The following is a 14,942-nucleotide window of genomic DNA, read 5'->3' as shown; positions in this document are numbered from 1 at the left end:
GGCGGTCGCACCGCTTCAGGGCTTTCCTTCCGTCGCTTCCGGTAGCAGCGTTCCGCGAACATAGCGGCTGCGGTCGGCGTAGAGCCGCGCTGCCGCCGCGAGATTCTCGCGTGTCACCCGCGCCAGCAGCTCGTCGTAGCGCAGGATGTCGGTCAGCTCCCATCCGACGCGCACGTAGCCGGTCAGCGTCCCGGCCCAGAAGCCGTTCTCGCGCAGCGCCACCTCGCGCTCGCGCCGCGCCGTCTCGCGGACCTTTTCGACGGTCTCCTGCCGCGGGCCCTCGCGCTGGAAGCGCTCGAGCGTGGCGAAGAGGTCGCGCGTCAGCTCCTCGACCCGCGTCGGGGCACAGCCGAAGCCGATCGACAGGGCGTACCTCCCGCGCGGCCGATCGACCAACGAGCCCGTCACGCCGACCCCGTAGGTGCCGCCATCCTCTTCGCGAAGCGCCTCGCGGAGCTCGATCTGCAGGGCGTCGGCAAGGGACTTCAAGGTGTGTTGGGCCTCCCGCGAGAACGCCGCGTCGCCGTGGAAGATCACGCTCACCGAGGCTTTCGGTTCGATTCCCTTTCGCACCTCGAAGGTCTCGACGCCCTCCGGATAGGCGACGCCGATGTCCCGCCACGAGGCGGGCACGGCTCCGTCGGCAGCGGCCGGGAGCCCACCGAGCCACTGCTCGACGAGCGGCCGCACCGCCTCCGGTGTGAAGGAGCCCACGAGGACGAAGGTGAACCCGCGCAAGTTGGCGAAGCGCTGGCGGAACACCCGTCCGGCGGTCGCGAGATCGATGGCGTCGATCGTCGCCGGTGTCGGTGGCCGGCGGCGCGGGTGGTCGCGATAGAGGTGGCGCGAGAGCTCGTCGGCGAAGACCGCCTGCGGTTGCGCCAGGCGATTCTCGAGGAACGCCCGGGTGCGCGCCCTGAACGCTGCGAACGCCTGTGGATCCTCGCGTGGCGCCGTCAACGAGAGGTAGGCGAGCTCGAACATCGTTTCGAGGTCGCGCGGGGACGAACCTCCCGAGATCCCCTCCTCGAGCTCCGAGAGCTGCACCCCGGCACCCGCCAGGCGACCGGCGAGCGCCTTGCGCAAGGACACCGCGTCGAAGCGTCCCAATCCACCCTCCGCGAGCACCGCCGTGGCGTAGCTCGCCGACAGATAGTCGGCGTCGGCGACCGTCGAGTGACCACCCGGGCGGAAGCCGCGCAAGAGGATTTCGTCGTTCTTGAAGTCCGTCGGCTTGAGGAGCACGCGGACGCCATTGGAGAGCGTCCAGTCGAGGACGCCGAGCGGGTCGATTCGGCGTTCCGCGACGATCGTCCCGGGCCCCGGCGGTTTCTCGACCAGGGGACCCGCAACGGTCCGATCGTCGTAGGCGGCGAGCTCGAGATGTCGGCTTTCATCGACCAGCGCCGCCAGGCGCGCGGCATCCGGCGCGGGCGACCCGGATCGCTCCGGCCCGCTGGCGAGCAGCACCCGGCCGTCCTCGGCGAGCCAGCCCGCCCCGGCCTCCTGGACTTGCGCGAGGGTAATCCCGGGCAGCATCTCGCGCACCAGGGCGAGCTCGGCCTCGATCCCCGGGGCCGCCTCGCCTTCGAGGAAGTTCGCCAGCAACTCCCCGGCAAGGTCGTCCGACTCGGCCTTCTCGCGTTCGGCGAAGGCGCTCTCGTAGCGCCGCAGGAGGCCGGCCTTCTGTCGTTCGAGCTCGCCCGCCGAGAAGCCGAAACGCCGGACGCGTTCGAGCTCGGCAAGGACGGCAGCGAGCGCCGGCTCGACCCGCTCCGGCGCCGCGGTGGCCTGCAGGCGGAAGAGCTGGGCACCCCGCACGCCGGAACCGCTGCTCGCGGACGCAGCGAGGAACGGTGGGCTTGGCGATCGACGCAACTCGTCGAGCCGAGCGTTCAACATGCCGGACCAGAGCCCCCGCAGGAGGTCCCGCCGGTAGTCGTCGGCGGTCAGCAGTCGTTCGGCCGGCCCGATCCGGCTGAGCGAGACGCTGGCGACCGAGAGCTCGGCGTCGGCCGTCACGTCCGTTCGCAGAGCCCCGCCCGCCGGTACCTGCGGCGTTTCCCAGCCACGGGGCGGCGGCGGCGCGGGCAAGGAGGCGAAACGAGCACGGATCGCACGCTCCATCGCGGCGGGGTCGAAGTCTCCGACGGCCACGACCGCCATGCGATCGGGCCGGTACCAATCCCGATAGAAACGACGAAGCTGCTCCGTGCTGGCCTTCTCGATCACCCCCGGATCGCCGATCGGCAGCCGCTCCGCATAGCGCGAACCGCGCCAGAGGATCGGCAACTGGCGATCCCGGACACGGGCCGAGGCCCCTCGACCGAGCCGCCACTCCTCGAGCACCACCCCCCGTTCGGCGACCACTTCCGTCGGGTCGAGGCTCACGCAACAGGCCCATTCGCCCAGGACGTCGAGGCCCTGGGAGAGGATCGCCGGATCATCGGTCGGCACGGTCAGGGTGTAGACCGTCTCCTCGAAGCCGGTCGAGGCGTTGAGATCGGCGCCGAAGCGCACGCCCGTCCGCTCGAGCCAGGCGGTGAGCTCGCGCTTCGGATAGCGCGCCGTCCCGTTGAACGCCATGTGCTCGAGGAAGTGCGCGAGACCGCGCTGGTCGTCGTCCTCCTGGACCGAACCGGCGTCGATCGCCAGCCAGAGCGACGCCCGCTTGGCCGGACGAACGTTGGCGCGCACGTAGTAGCGGAGTCCGTTGTCGAGCCTGCCCGCGCGAATCGCCGGGTCGAGCGGCAGAGCGGCGACGACGGGGGGCGCCAACGCCGACGAGGATGGCGGGGAAGGCGCGACGACGGGGGGCGCGACCGAGCAGGCGAGGCTGGCGGCGAGAGCGAGGAGAAGCGGGAGGGAACCCAAGCGGCGACGAGCATTCATCCCGTGATCCTAGCGGCAGGCGACAGCGCGGGTCGCGCGAGACCGATCTCGGCGGCCCGCGCCTGGCGGCGACCGCGGCGCTCACCTCGTCGCCGTTCCGCCTAGAATGACGCCGCGATGATCGGACTGCTCACCGGGATTCCTCTCCGCGTCTCTCCCGAGCGGGTGTTGCTCGACGTCGCCGGGGTCGGCTACGCCGTGCAGATCCCGCTCTCCACCTTCTACGAAATCGAGAAGATCCCCAAGGGAAGCACCGTGCGGCTCTTCGTGCACACCCACGTGCGCGAGGATCAGCTCGCCCTTTTCGGGTTCTGGAGCGAGCAGGAGCTCGAGATCTTCGAGAAGCTGATCGCCGTGTCCGGCATCGGCCCGCGGCTCGCCCAGGTGGTGCTCTCCGGCATGGCCCCGGGTGACCTGCTCGCCGCCCTGGCGCAGGGTGACGTCCGCCGACTGACCGCGATCCCGGGTGTCGGCAAGAAGACCGCCGAGCGGATGGTCGTCGAGCTGCGTGATCGCGTCCAGGCGCTCGCCGCGGCGATCCCCGCCAAGAGCGCCCCCGACGAGGACGACCTGCTCTCCGCCCTGGTCAACCTCGGCTACAAGGAGCCGCTCGCGCAGCGCGCGCTCGCCGAGACGCGCAAGGAGCATCCCGACGCCGCCTTCCACGATCTGCTGCGCTTCGCGCTCAAGCGGCTTTCGCGGGTCTGATCGGCCCCGACACCGTCCGGGCGAGGCTCTCCCACCCCAGGGATAGAATCCGCGCGTGACGCCCGACGATCGACTCCTGTCCGGCACCCTCGAGCAGGACGACGCGGGGGTCGAACAGACGCTCCGCCCGCAGGTGCTCGACGACTACGTCGGGCAGGAGCGGATCGTCGCCAACCTGCGGATCTTCATCCGCGCCGCGCGCGAGCGCGGCGATTCGCTCGACCACGTGCTGCTCTTCGGCCCACCCGGGCTGGGCAAGACCACCCTGGCGCACATCGTGGCGCGGGAGATGGGTGCGCCGTTGCGCTCGACCTCCGGTCCGGTGCTTGAGCGCGCCGGTGACCTGGCGGCGATCCTCACCAACCTCGAAGCCGGCGACGTGCTCTTCGTCGACGAGATCCACCGCCTGGGACCGACGGTGGAGGAGATCCTCTATCCGGCGCTCGAGGACTACCAGCTCGACCTGGTGCTCGGCCAGGGACCGGCGGCGCGCACGGTGAAGATCAATCTGCCACGTTTCACCCTGGTCGGGGCGACGACGCGTGCCGGCCTCATCAGCTCGCCGCTGCGTGCCCGCTTCGGGATCGTCCATCGACTCGACTTCTACGCCCCGCCGGAGCTGGCGCGCATCGTGCGGCGCTCGGCCGAGCTGCTCGGGATCGCCGCCGACCAGGCGGGCGCCGACGAGATCGCCCGCCGCAGTCGCGGCACGCCGCGCATCGCCAACCGCCTGTTGCGCCGCGTGCGCGACTTCGCACAGGTGCACGGGTCGGGGACGATCGACCTCGCCACCGCCCGGCGCGGGCTGACGCAGCTCGAGGTGGACGAGCACGGCTTCGACGAGCTCGACCGCAAGATCCTCGGCACGCTGATCGAGGTCTACGGCGGCGGCCCGGCTGGGATCCAGGCGATCGCCGCCGCGGTGGGTGAGGACCGCGGCACGATCGAGGACCTCTACGAGCCCTATCTCCTGCAGGAGGGCTTCCTCCAACGCACCCCGCGTGGCCGCGTCGCCACTCGCCGCGCTTTCGAGCATCTCGGCTACCCGCCACCGAGCGGCAACGGCCCCACGCTCTTCTCGTGATCCGGCCGGGCGTTCTCTCCGCCATCGCCCGTTCCATCCCGTGCTCCGCGTGCTGCTGATCCAGAACCCGCACGCCGGCGGCGTTCGCGGCGCCCGGCGGCTCGCGGCAGCGCGGGCGGCCCTCCACGCCGGAGGCGTCTCCGTCGCCGAGGCTCCCTGCGACGATCCCGGCGCAAGCGAGCGGGCCGCCCGTGACGCCGCCGACACCGGCCGCGTCGACGCCGTCTTCGTGCTCGGCGGCGACGGCACGGTGCGGGCGGTGGCCAGCGGCCTGCGAGGCAGCGCCATCCCTCTCGCCGTGCTTCCCGGCGGCACGACGAACGTCGTCGCCGCGGCGCTCGGGGTACCGGACGACATCGGCAACGCCGTCGCCGCCCTGCTGGCAGGTGAGCTCCGCGCCTTCGACCTCGGGCTCTGCGGCGACGCGCCGTTTCTCATGCAGGCCACCGCCGGGCTCGACGCGCGGATCATGAGTCGCGTCGACCCGCGCCTCAAGCGACGGTTCGGCAAGGGAGCCGTCGTGCTGGCGGCCGTCCGCGAGTGGGCCCGCTATCGCTTCCCGGTCATCGAAATCGAAGTCGACGGGCGCCGGGAACTCGCCACCGGGGTTGCGGTCTGCAATCTCTCGGAGTACGCCGGCCGTTTCCGCATGACCCCCGACGGTCGGCCCGACGACCGTCAGCTCGAGCTCCTGGTCTTCCGCGGCCGGCGGCGGCGCGATGCGCTGGGCTTCGCTCTCGCGCTGGCCGGCGGACGGCACGCCGATCGCCGGGACGTGGCGATCCGCCCCGTCGAGGAGGTCAACCTCCTCGGTCCACCGGACACGCCGCTGCAGATCGACGGCGATCCCTGGCCGGCTCGCTACCCCCTGCGCCTCCGGCTCGCTGCCGACCGGTTGCAGCTGCTCGTCCCCGCTCCCCCCCGTCGATGAACCCGACCTATCTCCTGACGGAGAACCGCCACATGCCGACCGCCGAGAGGCCCGCCCGCTCCCTCGATCCGATCTTCTCGCCGCGCACCGTGGCGGTCATCGGCGCTTCGCGCTCGCGCGAGTCGCTCGGCTGGGCGCTCGTCCACAACCTGGTGCGGGCCGAGTTCCAGGGTGCCATCTACCCGGTCAACCCGAAGGCCGATTCGATTCACTCGCTCAAGTGCTACCCGACGGTCGCCGCCATTCCCGACGCGATCGACCTCGCCGTGGTCACCGTGCCGCGCGACTCGGTGCTCGGCATCGTCGACCAGTGCCTCGACCAGGGCGTACGCGGCCTGGTGGTGATCACCGCCGGGTTCTCCGAGACCGGCGAGTCGGGGCGGCGGATGGAGGAGGAGCTGCGCGCCAAGGTGCGAGCCGCCGGAGTGCGGATGATCGGCCCCAACTGCATGGGCGTGCTCAACACCGCGGCGGCGGTCCAGCTCGACGCCACCTTCTCGCCGACGCCGGCGCGGCCGGGATCGATCGGCTTCGTCAGCCAATCGGGAGCGCTCGGCGTCGCCGTGCTGAATGTCGCCGCCGGACTCGGCCTCGGCCTGACGCAGTTCGTGTCGATGGGCAACAAGGCCGATACCTCCGGCAACGACCTGCTCGAATACTGGCAGGACGACCCGGCCACCAAGGTCATCTGCATGTACCTCGAGTCGTTCGGCAATCCGCGCCGCTTCACCGAGATCGCCAAGCGCGTCTCGCGGTCGAAGCCGATTCTGGTGGTCAAGTCCGGCCGCACCGAAGCCGGTGCGCGGGCCGCGTCGAGCCATACGGGCGCACTCGCCGGGGCCGACGTCACGGTCTCCGCCTTCCTCGAGCAGTGCGGCGTGATCCGTGCCGACACGATCGAGGAGCTCTTCGACATCGCGCGCGCCTTCGACCGCTGCCCCCTCCCGGCGGGGCGTCGCGTCGCGATCCTCACCAATGCCGGCGGCCCGGGCATCCTCGCCACCGACGCCTGCGTCTCCTTCGGCCTCGAGGTCGGTTCGCTCTCGTTCGGCACGCGCCAGGCCCTGCGCGCCTTCCTGCCGAGCGTGGCGAGCGTCGACAACCCGGTCGACATGATCGCCTCGGCGACCGCCGACCAGTACGCCCTCTCCCTCGCCACCCTGCTCGCCGACCCGGAGGTCGACGCCGCCCTGGCGATCAACGTCACCCCGGTGCTCGGCGATCCGCGCGACGTCCTCGAACGGATCGCCGAGGTCTCGCGCGGCGCCGCCAAGCCGGTGCTCGCCGTGATGATGGCGCGCGACGAGCTCTACCGAGCGATTCAGGGGCGCAGCGACCTGCCCCCGGTCTACCACTTCCCCGAGTCGGCGGCGCGCGCCCTGGCGATGCTCTGCCGCTACGCCGAGTGGCGCCGACGGCCGGCCACCGAGGAGCTGCCGGTCTTCGCCATGGACGACGCGGCGATCGCCGCCGAGCTCGATCGGGCGGGCAGCGACGGCTACCTTCCTCCGGAGGCGGCCTTCCGCCTCCTCGAGCTCGCGGGCCTCCCCGTGGCGCGCTATCGGCGGGTGCAGAACGCCGAGGACGCGGTCGCCGCGGCGGCAGCGCTGGGCTTTCCGGTCGTCCTCAAGGCGGTGGCCGAAGGCCTGGTCCACAAGAGCGAGCACCGCGCCGTGGCGCTCGATCTGCGCACGCCGGAGGAGGTCGCCCGCGAGGCGCGGCGAATGGAGCTCGCCCTCCAGGCCGCCGGGCTCACCTCGGACGGATTTCTCGTCCAGGAGATGGCGCGCGGCGGCCAGGAGGTGATCCTCGGCCTCTCCACCGATGCGAAGCTCGGCCCCCTGCTGATGTTCGGCCTGGGCGGCAAGTACGTCGAGGTTTTCCGCGACGTGCGGTTCGGCGTCACCCCCCTCGCCCCCTCCGAAGCCCGAGCGATGGTCGACGGCATCCAGGGCCGGGCGCTACTCGACGGCGTGCGCGGTGAGCCGCCGGTCGACCGCGGACTGCTCGTCGAGGCGCTGCTGCGCCTCGCTCAGCTCGCGGCGCGACATCCGCGACTCGTCGAGCTCGACGTCAACCCGTTCCTCGCCGGCAGCGACCGCAGCCGCTCGCGCGCCGTCGACGTGCGCGCCCGGTTGGCGCGCTGATCCGGTCTTCCCACCGCGCGCGGCGCCACGGGCGGGCGGCGCGGTAGAATCGCTGCCAAATTTCCGGAGGGTCCCTATCGTGGGCGTGGTCCAGGATCCCAGCATGCTCGTCGAATTTCCGCTCTTTCGCGGCTTGCCGCCCGATCAGCTGGCTCGCGTCAACGAGCGGCTGCATCGCAAGACCGTCCCGGCCGGCACCAACATGATCACCGCCGAGCAGCCCGGCGAAGTCGTCTACCTGCTCGTCGAGGGGACAGTGAAGATCCTCGTCGAACAGCTCGACGGACGCGAGGTGATCCTCGCTTTCCTCGGCGCCGGCGACACGGTCGGCGAGATGAGCCTGGTCGACAGCTCCGGCCGCTCGGCCAACGTCATGACGATGGAGAAGTGCAGCTTCCTCTGGATGGACCGACCGACCTTCCAGGACTGCCTGAAGATCCCGGAGTTCTCGACGAACCTGGTGCGACTGCTCTGCTCGCGTCTGCGTCTGGCCAACGAGCAGATCCAGTCGCTCTCGAGCCTCGACGTCGCCGGACGCCTCGCCCGGCAGTTGCTCGCCTTCGCCGAGCGCTACGGCAAGCCCGAAGGCGACGGCGGCGTGCGCATCTCGCTGCGCCTCACCCAGACCGACCTCGCCGAGCTGGTGGGCGCCTCGCGCGAACGGGTCAACCAGGTGATGGTCGACTTCCGCCAGCGCGGTTTCGTCACCGTCGAGCCGAACCACCACGTCCTGGTGCAGAAGCCCCGGGAGCTCGCCAAGCTCTGTCGCTGAGCCCCGGCGAGGGGCTCGGCTGAATTCGGTCCGGCGCGACCGCCGGACCGCTCACCCCATTCTCAGGAAGTGCCAGCGCAGCTCGCTCGGCTGCGCCGCGAAGACTTCCGGGGCGATCCGCTCGCCGAACTGGCGCAACACGTCGGCGAGCGGTGCCCCGCGCGCCGCGCACTCGATCGCGTCGGCCACCTCGGTCCCGCCCTTGCCGAGGTAGGTCTGCCAGACGGCCTGCCGGATCGACAAGTTGTCGGTCAGGCGGACGTTCGGGAGGCGGCGCACGCCGCGACGCAGGCGGGCGATCTTCTCGCGCAGATTCTCCTCGCGGTCCATCGGCTCGCGCTGCCAGGGCGTGTAGGGCTTGGGCACGAAGAGGTTGACCCCGAGCTGGATCTCGCCGGTGCGGCCGCGGGCGCGCGTCTCGGCGAGCATCGCCTCCCGGCATTCGGCCGCGAGGTCGACGATGCCGTCGACGTCCTCCATCGTCTCGCCCGGCATGCCGACGATGAAGTAGAGCTTCAGCTCGCGGAAACCGTGGCGAAAGATGAGCCGCACCTTCTCGAGCAGCAGGGCATTCGGCACCGGCTTGTTCATGATCCAGCGCAGGCGATCGGTGCCGGTCTCCGGCGCCAGCGTGATCGAGCGGTCCCCGGAGGCGTGGAGGGCCGCGAGAACCCCTTCGGTCACCGCCGGGATGCGGATCGACGAGACCGCGGCGCGGAAGCCGAGCCGCACCGACTCCTCGAGGATGCGCTCGACCTCCGGATGGTCGCCCACCGCCGTGGCGACGAACCCGAGTTGATCAGTGACCGCGCGCGCCCGCTCCATCGCCTCGAGGATCATCTCGGTGGGGTGGGCGCGGAACTTCCCCATGCCGAACGTCGCCCAGCAGTACTTGCACTTCTCCGGGCAGCCGCGCGACATCTCGATCAGGAACTTGTCGGCGAACTCGGTGTGCGGGGTCACCAGGCAGCTCGTCGGCAGGTGACCCGGCAGGCGCATCTGCTCGGCGGTGAGCTCGAGCTTGCGGAGCTTGCCGCCCTGCGCGAGCTCCTCGGGGTCGTGACGCGCCGGGACGAAGAAGCCGTCGGTCGCGGCCAGACGGTCGAGCACCGCCTCGCGATGGCTCTCCTGCTCGAGCGCGGCGAGCATCGCCGGCAGCAAGTTCTCCGCCGCCCCGAGCGGGAAGACGTCGACCAGCTCGGCCATCGGCAACGGGTTGATCGCCGCGCACGAGCCGCCGAGAAAGACGAGCGGATCGCCATCGCCCCGCTCTCGCCGCCGCCACGGCACGCCGGCGCGCGCCAGCAGCTCGAGCAGGTGGACGAAGTCCTCTTCGAAGGAGACCGAGAAGGCGATGGCGCCGAAATCGGAGAGCGGCGCATCGCGCTCGACCGATCGCGGCATGCCCTCCCCGTCGGTGAAGAAGCGTTCGGCGATCCAGTCCGGGCGTCGGTGGACGAGCTCGACCACCCGCTGGAACCCCAGGCTCGACATGCCGACGTGGTAGCGATTCGCGTAGGCGACGGCCAGCCGGTGCTTGGCATGGCGCGGAAAGGCGATCGCTGCCCGTTCGGCCGCACGCAGGGGCGACCAGTCGTGTGGTTTCGGTCTTCTCATCGCGATGGATCGCATTGTAGACGCTGCGCCCGGAGCGCTCGCCCTCGCGTCCCTCACGACTCTTCCGGTCGGGTTGTCCCCGCCGGCGAACCTCCTCCGGCACGCCTCGACCCGGAGCGACCGAGCGATGCCTTCCACGGTGCGGGTTGGGGGTGACCGCTCCTCCGCCGGACCGCGGAGCGCCGGATGTCACCCGACGACTCCCGCGCGCGGCGGGGCGATTGCCGGATGAACTAGTTCACTTCGTCGGCGGCCCGCCGGTGGCACAGTCGAGGTCGTGAAGGTCTGCTTTCGATCCCGCTTGGGGGGCCGAATTCACGCGCTCGCGCTTTGCGTCGGGCTGTCGACCGGGACCTTGGCGTCCGCGACCGTTCCGGCTGCCGGGCCCGGTCGTTTCCTCAGCGCACCGGACGGCACTCTCGCCGAGGAGCTCGCGCTCTCCCCGGCGGTCGCCGAGGGCTTGGCGGCGCTCGCCCCGGGACAGACGGCCCTCTTCAGCGACTGGCCTTGGGCGCCCGGCGAGCGCGTCGGTGTCGCGCTGACGGCCCATGACATCTACGACCAACGCGCCATGATCTGGGCCGTCACGCCGACGGGCCCGGTGTCGGTTCCTCGTTCGCGATTGCGGTTCTTCTGGGGGCCGACCGACCGCGGGGGGCTCGATCGCCTGCTCGTCGAGCTCGACCCCGACACGCTCCGGCTGAGCGCCCGCTCCTTCGGCGAGTCTGCCGGCTACCGGCTGGAGCCCCCGGAATCGGCGGGCGGTGTGTGGCGACTCACCTCCGAGCCCGCCGCCCCCGACGCGTCGAGCTGGAGTTGCGGCCAGCAGGCGGACCCACTGGTGGCCTCCTCAGGCTCGGCCCCCCGACCGAGCTTCGCAACAGACGGGGACGAGCCCGAGCTGATCAGCACGCTTCACACCGCGACCGTGGCCGTGGACACGGACAACGAGCTGCTGAACCGCAAGTTCTCGAACAACACGACGAGCGCGACGACCTACCTCGCCGAGCTGTTCGCCGCGATGAACGTGATCTACGAGCGCGACGTCCTGGTGCGACTCCTCCAGGGCACCACCTTCCTGCGCCCGTCGACGACCGCCGACCCGTACGTCCAGCCCTGCGGTGCCGCGGTGACCGATTGCCAGACGGCGACCGCCTCGAACACCGACCGGCTGAACGAGTTCAGCAACTACTGGGCAGCCGGTTGCGGCGGCAGCGGGCAACCCTCCTGTACCGGGGTGACGCGGGCGCTCGCCATGATGCTCTCGGGTAAGCAGTCGAGCACCAATTCGTCGTCCGGCATCGCCTGGCTCGACGCCCTCTGCAGCACCGGGATCGGCTACAGTTTCACCCAGGTCTTCAAGTTCGCCGGCGCCACCGGCGCGAGCGACGCCTTCGTCGTCGGCCACGAGCTTGGCCACAACTTCGGCTCCCCGCACACCCACTGCTACAGCCCGGCGATCGACAACTGCTACAACGCCGAAGGCGGCTGCTTTTCCGGTACGACCTCCTGCCCGGCCGCTACGACGATCAACGGCGTCACGAACGTCCGCGGCACCCTGATGAGCTACTGCCACGTGCTCGGCGGCTGCTCGGCCAGCCAGGTATTCCACCCCCGGACCGTCAACGAGCAGGTCGGTCCGCTCATCCAGAGCAGCGTCGGCACCTGCATCTTCCCCTTCGACCCCTTCGCCGCCGGCTTCCGGGACGGCTTCGAATCCGGCCTGGTACCGCCGTGGTCGGGGAAACGGCCGTAGCGAAACCGGCGCCCCAAGCCACGTTCTCTCGGGTTCCCGATTGGGAGTCGAGCCTTCAGCACCTCGAGGTGGTGTTGGATTCGTCCCCAGTCTTCACCAATAATCCGTCTAACTCGATGAACCCACCACGCCGGGTCGCCCTGATCTCTCATTCTTCGGCCCTTTCCGGTGGGGAGCAGGCGCTTCTTCGAGCCGTGCGGGCGCTTGGCGGTTCAGGCTACCTGCCCCACGTGGTCCTCCCGGGTCCCGGGCCGTTGCGGCAGGTGCTCGAATCCCTTGGCGTACCCGTAGCAGAACTTGCCACGGCTTGGTGGATCCCCGCCACGCACTGGTCCGCCGAGGTCTTCCGGGCGCAGCTTGTTGGGTTGGAGCAGCGCACCGAGGCGCTTGGGCGTTGGCTTGCGGCCGAACGCATCGACCTTGTTCACACCAACACGGTCGTGACCCTAGAGGGAGCGCTCGCCGCTGCCGGGCGTCGACTGCCGCACGTCTGGCACAGTCGGGGCCTTTTCGACGGGGGCTTTCCTCCCTCTTTTTTCGGCGAACTGCGAGGCATCTTCGAGACCATCACGGCACTTGCCGATGTCATGCCATGCGTCTCTCGTGCCGTGGCCGACCAAGCCCGATGCCACGAACCGGACTCGCCGTGCCGGCTTGTTCCAGACGGCTTCGACCTGGGAGAGCCGGGGTCGCGTCCTCCTGCACCTCGAGCCGAAGTAGCGGCACGACTGGGTGTTCCCATCAACAGGCGGCTGGTCGTCTCCCTTGGCGGCATCCAGCGGAGGAAGGGCCTGCTCGATCTGGTGGATGCCGCAGGCAAGCTGGCCCGACAGTTCTCGGACGTCGTCTTCATTCTTGGCGGAAGCGACAATGATCCGACCCACACTCAGGAGCTGCGCGGGAGAATCGCGGCTCTTGGTCTCGAGGCCCGGGTCCTGCTGCCCGGGCAGATCGCCGATCCCGCGTCTCTCCTCTCTCATGCCGAGCTTTTCGTCCACCCCTCCCATTCGGAGGGATTCGGGCTGGCGATCTTGGAGGCCATGGCGCTCGCTCGACCGGTGATCGCCACACGCTGTGGCGGACCCGAGGATTTGATCGAGAGCGGAAGGTCCGGCCTTCTGGTCGACGTCGGTAACGCCGATCAGTTGGCCGAAGCGATCCGGGTGCTGCTCGGAGACCCAGTAAGAGCGGCGCGAATGGGCGAGGAGGCTGGGCGACAGGCCCGCAGGTTCGACCTCCAGACCCTGGGCGACAACCTGGACCGCGCCTACTCCGAGGCGTGCGAGCGCCACGCCTCTCGTGGGCGTCTTGGGCGGGGCCAACGTCTCTGGATCGCTTCGGAGGTTCTCGGCTCGGCCCTCGGGCGGGCGGCCTCGCCACCCGGAGCGGCGTCCGGTGCCCCTCTTGTGCGTTCGCCCTTCGGTTCTGCGCTCTTGACCATGTCTCGGGTCGCCTGCGCCCGTCGACCGCGCCCCGGCTCGGGTGGCTAGGCACCCGCCGCCCCCTTTTGCTCGGATCCGCCGGTTGATCGCCAAGCCAACCCATGGGAACATCTAGCCCGATTCTCGATCTTCAATCTCGAAAGGAGTCAAAGCGACCATGAGAAATCTGTCCGTATTGAAGGGGCATGTCGTCGCCGCTGCGGCGACGGTCTTGCTCGCCGGGGCTGTTGCGGCCTCAGCCAGCACCATCACCGTTCCCAACGGCACGGGAGGCGGCACTTGCGGCGCCGGCAATGCCAACCTCTATCGGTTCGGCGGAAACTGCGGCTCGAAGGTCCAGGTCAACACGACCGACCCCGCGTACGTCCAGGACAACTCGCCGGCAGCCGAGGGAACCTACCGGGTTCGCTTCTACATCAACCTCGCCGGGCGTGCGCCCGTGGTGCCTCCGGTAGCGGCCGATGATTCGCTGCTGACGATGACCACGGGCGACCAGTTCGACATCTTTGCTGCTTACGATGGCGCCGATCCGGTTCCGCCGGCCACCGCTGGCGACAAGGAACTGCGCGTCCAGGTCGACTTCGTGTCGGCCGGCAACTATACCGTGCAGGCCTTCATCCGGACGGATGCCGGAACCGAGCTTTCCACTTCCACGAAGGCGGTCAAGCGCGGTTGGGCCGCGGTCGAGGTGGAGTGGGCCAAGTCGACAGCCGTCGGCGCGAACAACGGCAAGCTCAACCTGTGGGTCAACGGTAGCGCCGCAACGACACAGGTCACCGGCGTCGACAACGACACCGCGGCGATCAACTACGTACGGTGGGGCGCCCTTCCGAAGGCTGCGGCGGCAACCCTCCCGGCGACGCTGAGTGGTGTCTTCAAGCTGGACGACTTCGTTTCCCAGCGCGAGAACTACATCGGGCCAGCTCAGCCGTTCTCGGACAATACGAACACGTCGAGCTCGTTCTGGCCCTTTATCCAGTCCACCTGGGCCAACGAGATCATGCCCGGCTGCACTAGCTCGACCTTCTGTCCCGCCAACAACATCCGGCGAGACGAGATGGCCAAGTACATCGTTTCTTCGCGTCTCGGCACGGCCTTCACTCCGTCGGCCTGCGTTACCCCCCAGTTTGCCGACGTTCCGTGCTCCAATGCGTACGAACCGTACATCCGCACTCTCGTCAACGCGGGCGTCGTCACCGGCTGCGGCGGCGGCAACTACTGCCCCTCGGCGACCGTGACGCGCCGCGAGATGATCGTTTTCGTGCTGGCTTCGCTGATCGGTCCCCCGACGACCTGCAACGGCACCTTCGCCGACGTCCAGCCCGCCGGCCCGCATGCCTCGTTCTGTCCCTGGATCGAGACCGCGGCGACGGCCGGCGTCGTCTCGGGTTGCGGCGGCGGCAACTTCTGCCCGCTGAACATCACCCGCAAGGACGAGATGTCGGTGTTCCTCGGCCAGACCTTCGGTCTGCCGCTGCACGTGGTCGGTCCGTGAGCTCTCTGACGCACTGACCACCAGCCGTCGCATTTTCAACTCGAACGCCTCCCCGTCCCCACGGGGAGGCGTTTTTCCTTCTCCTCGAATGTCCGCGG

Annotated in this window: 10 protein-coding genes; 8 read left to right on the top strand and 2 right to left on the bottom strand. The window is 69.9% G+C overall.

What is annotated here, in order from left to right; translation table 11 throughout:
- Nucleotides 1–15: 15 nt before the first annotated feature.
- Nucleotides 16–2,892, bottom strand: coding sequence for an insulinase family protein (locus IPJ17_04050; GenBank protein QQR74770.1), 2,877 nt, complete (start codon nucleotides 2,890–2,892; stop codon nucleotides 16–18).
- 117 nt (nucleotides 2,893–3,009) lie between these two features.
- Between IPJ17_04050 and ruvA the strand changes: the two genes are divergently transcribed.
- The 5 genes from ruvA (at nucleotide 3,010) to IPJ17_04025 (ending at nucleotide 8,534) form a co-directional block, all read left to right on the top strand.
- Complete coding sequence (gene ruvA, locus IPJ17_04045; GenBank protein QQR74769.1) at nucleotides 3,010–3,600, top strand: Holliday junction branch migration protein RuvA; 591 nt, start codon at nucleotides 3,010–3,012, stop codon at nucleotides 3,598–3,600.
- Nucleotides 3,601–3,655: 55 nt separating this feature from the next.
- Nucleotides 3,656–4,684 (top strand): Holliday junction branch migration DNA helicase RuvB, encoded by a 1,029-nt coding sequence (ruvB, locus tag IPJ17_04040; GenBank protein ID QQR74768.1) that lies wholly within the window; start codon nucleotides 3,656–3,658, stop codon nucleotides 4,682–4,684.
- Between the two features lie 40 nt (nucleotides 4,685–4,724).
- On the top strand, nucleotides 4,725–5,615 hold the full coding sequence (locus IPJ17_04035) for an NAD(+)/NADH kinase (protein QQR74767.1): 891 nt from the start codon (nucleotides 4,725–4,727) through the stop codon (nucleotides 5,613–5,615).
- A gap of 32 nt (nucleotides 5,616–5,647) precedes the next feature.
- Nucleotides 5,648–7,762, top strand: coding sequence for an acetate--CoA ligase family protein (locus tag IPJ17_04030; GenBank protein ID QQR74766.1), 2,115 nt, complete (start codon nucleotides 5,648–5,650; stop codon nucleotides 7,760–7,762).
- Between the two features lie 103 nt (nucleotides 7,763–7,865).
- Nucleotides 7,866–8,534 (top strand): Crp/Fnr family transcriptional regulator, encoded by a 669-nt coding sequence (locus IPJ17_04025; protein ID QQR74765.1) that lies wholly within the window; start codon nucleotides 7,866–7,868, stop codon nucleotides 8,532–8,534.
- Between the two features lie 51 nt (nucleotides 8,535–8,585).
- Here the strand turns inward: IPJ17_04025 and IPJ17_04020 are convergent, their stop codons facing one another.
- Nucleotides 8,586–10,151 (bottom strand): radical SAM protein, encoded by a 1,566-nt coding sequence (locus IPJ17_04020; protein ID QQR74764.1) that lies wholly within the window; start codon nucleotides 10,149–10,151, stop codon nucleotides 8,586–8,588.
- Nucleotides 10,152–10,506: 355 nt separating this feature from the next.
- Here IPJ17_04020 and IPJ17_04015 point away from each other — a divergent pair, with 355 nt between their 5' ends.
- The 3 genes from IPJ17_04015 (at nucleotide 10,507) to IPJ17_04005 (ending at nucleotide 14,844) form a co-directional block, all read left to right on the top strand.
- Nucleotides 10,507–11,907 carry a hypothetical protein gene (locus IPJ17_04015; GenBank protein QQR74763.1) on the top strand — a complete coding sequence of 467 codons (1,401 nt, stop codon included), beginning with the start codon at nucleotides 10,507–10,509 and terminating at the stop codon, nucleotides 11,905–11,907.
- 116 nt (nucleotides 11,908–12,023) lie between these two features.
- Nucleotides 12,024–13,397 (top strand): glycosyltransferase family 4 protein, encoded by a 1,374-nt coding sequence (locus IPJ17_04010; protein ID QQR74762.1) that lies wholly within the window; start codon nucleotides 12,024–12,026, stop codon nucleotides 13,395–13,397.
- 163 nt (nucleotides 13,398–13,560) lie between these two features.
- The gene (locus tag IPJ17_04005; GenBank protein ID QQR74761.1) at nucleotides 13,561–14,844 is read left to right on the top strand and encodes an S-layer homology domain-containing protein; all 1,284 of its coding nucleotides are present in this window, start codon (nucleotides 13,561–13,563) and stop codon (nucleotides 14,842–14,844) included.
- Nucleotides 14,845–14,942: the final 98 nt, after the last annotated feature.

The organism is Holophagales bacterium (genome assembly GCA_016699405.1).
GTDB lineage: Bacteria > Acidobacteriota > Thermoanaerobaculia > Multivoradales > JAGPDF01 > JAAYLR01.
Note: the sequence above shows the minus strand (reverse complement) of the source record. Positions and strands in the feature narration are given on the sequence as shown.

What these genes read in the sequence shown, in the direction of transcription:
- IPJ17_04020 (QQR74764.1), bottom strand. Translation starts at nt 10,151, where the DNA reads ATGAGAAGACCGAAACCACACGACTGGTCGCCCCTGCGTGCGGCCGAA.
- IPJ17_04050 (QQR74770.1), bottom strand. Translation starts at nt 2,892, where the DNA reads ATGAATGCTCGTCGCCGCTTGGGTTCCCTCCCGCTTCTCCTCGCTCTC.
- IPJ17_04030 (QQR74766.1), top strand. Translation starts at nt 5,648, where the DNA reads ATGCCGACCGCCGAGAGGCCCGCCCGCTCCCTCGATCCGATCTTCTCG.
- ruvA (QQR74769.1), top strand. Translation starts at nt 3,010, where the DNA reads ATGATCGGACTGCTCACCGGGATTCCTCTCCGCGTCTCTCCCGAGCGG.
- IPJ17_04025 (QQR74765.1), top strand. Translation starts at nt 7,866, where the DNA reads ATGCTCGTCGAATTTCCGCTCTTTCGCGGCTTGCCGCCCGATCAGCTG.
- IPJ17_04010 (QQR74762.1), top strand. Translation starts at nt 12,024, where the DNA reads ATGAACCCACCACGCCGGGTCGCCCTGATCTCTCATTCTTCGGCCCTT.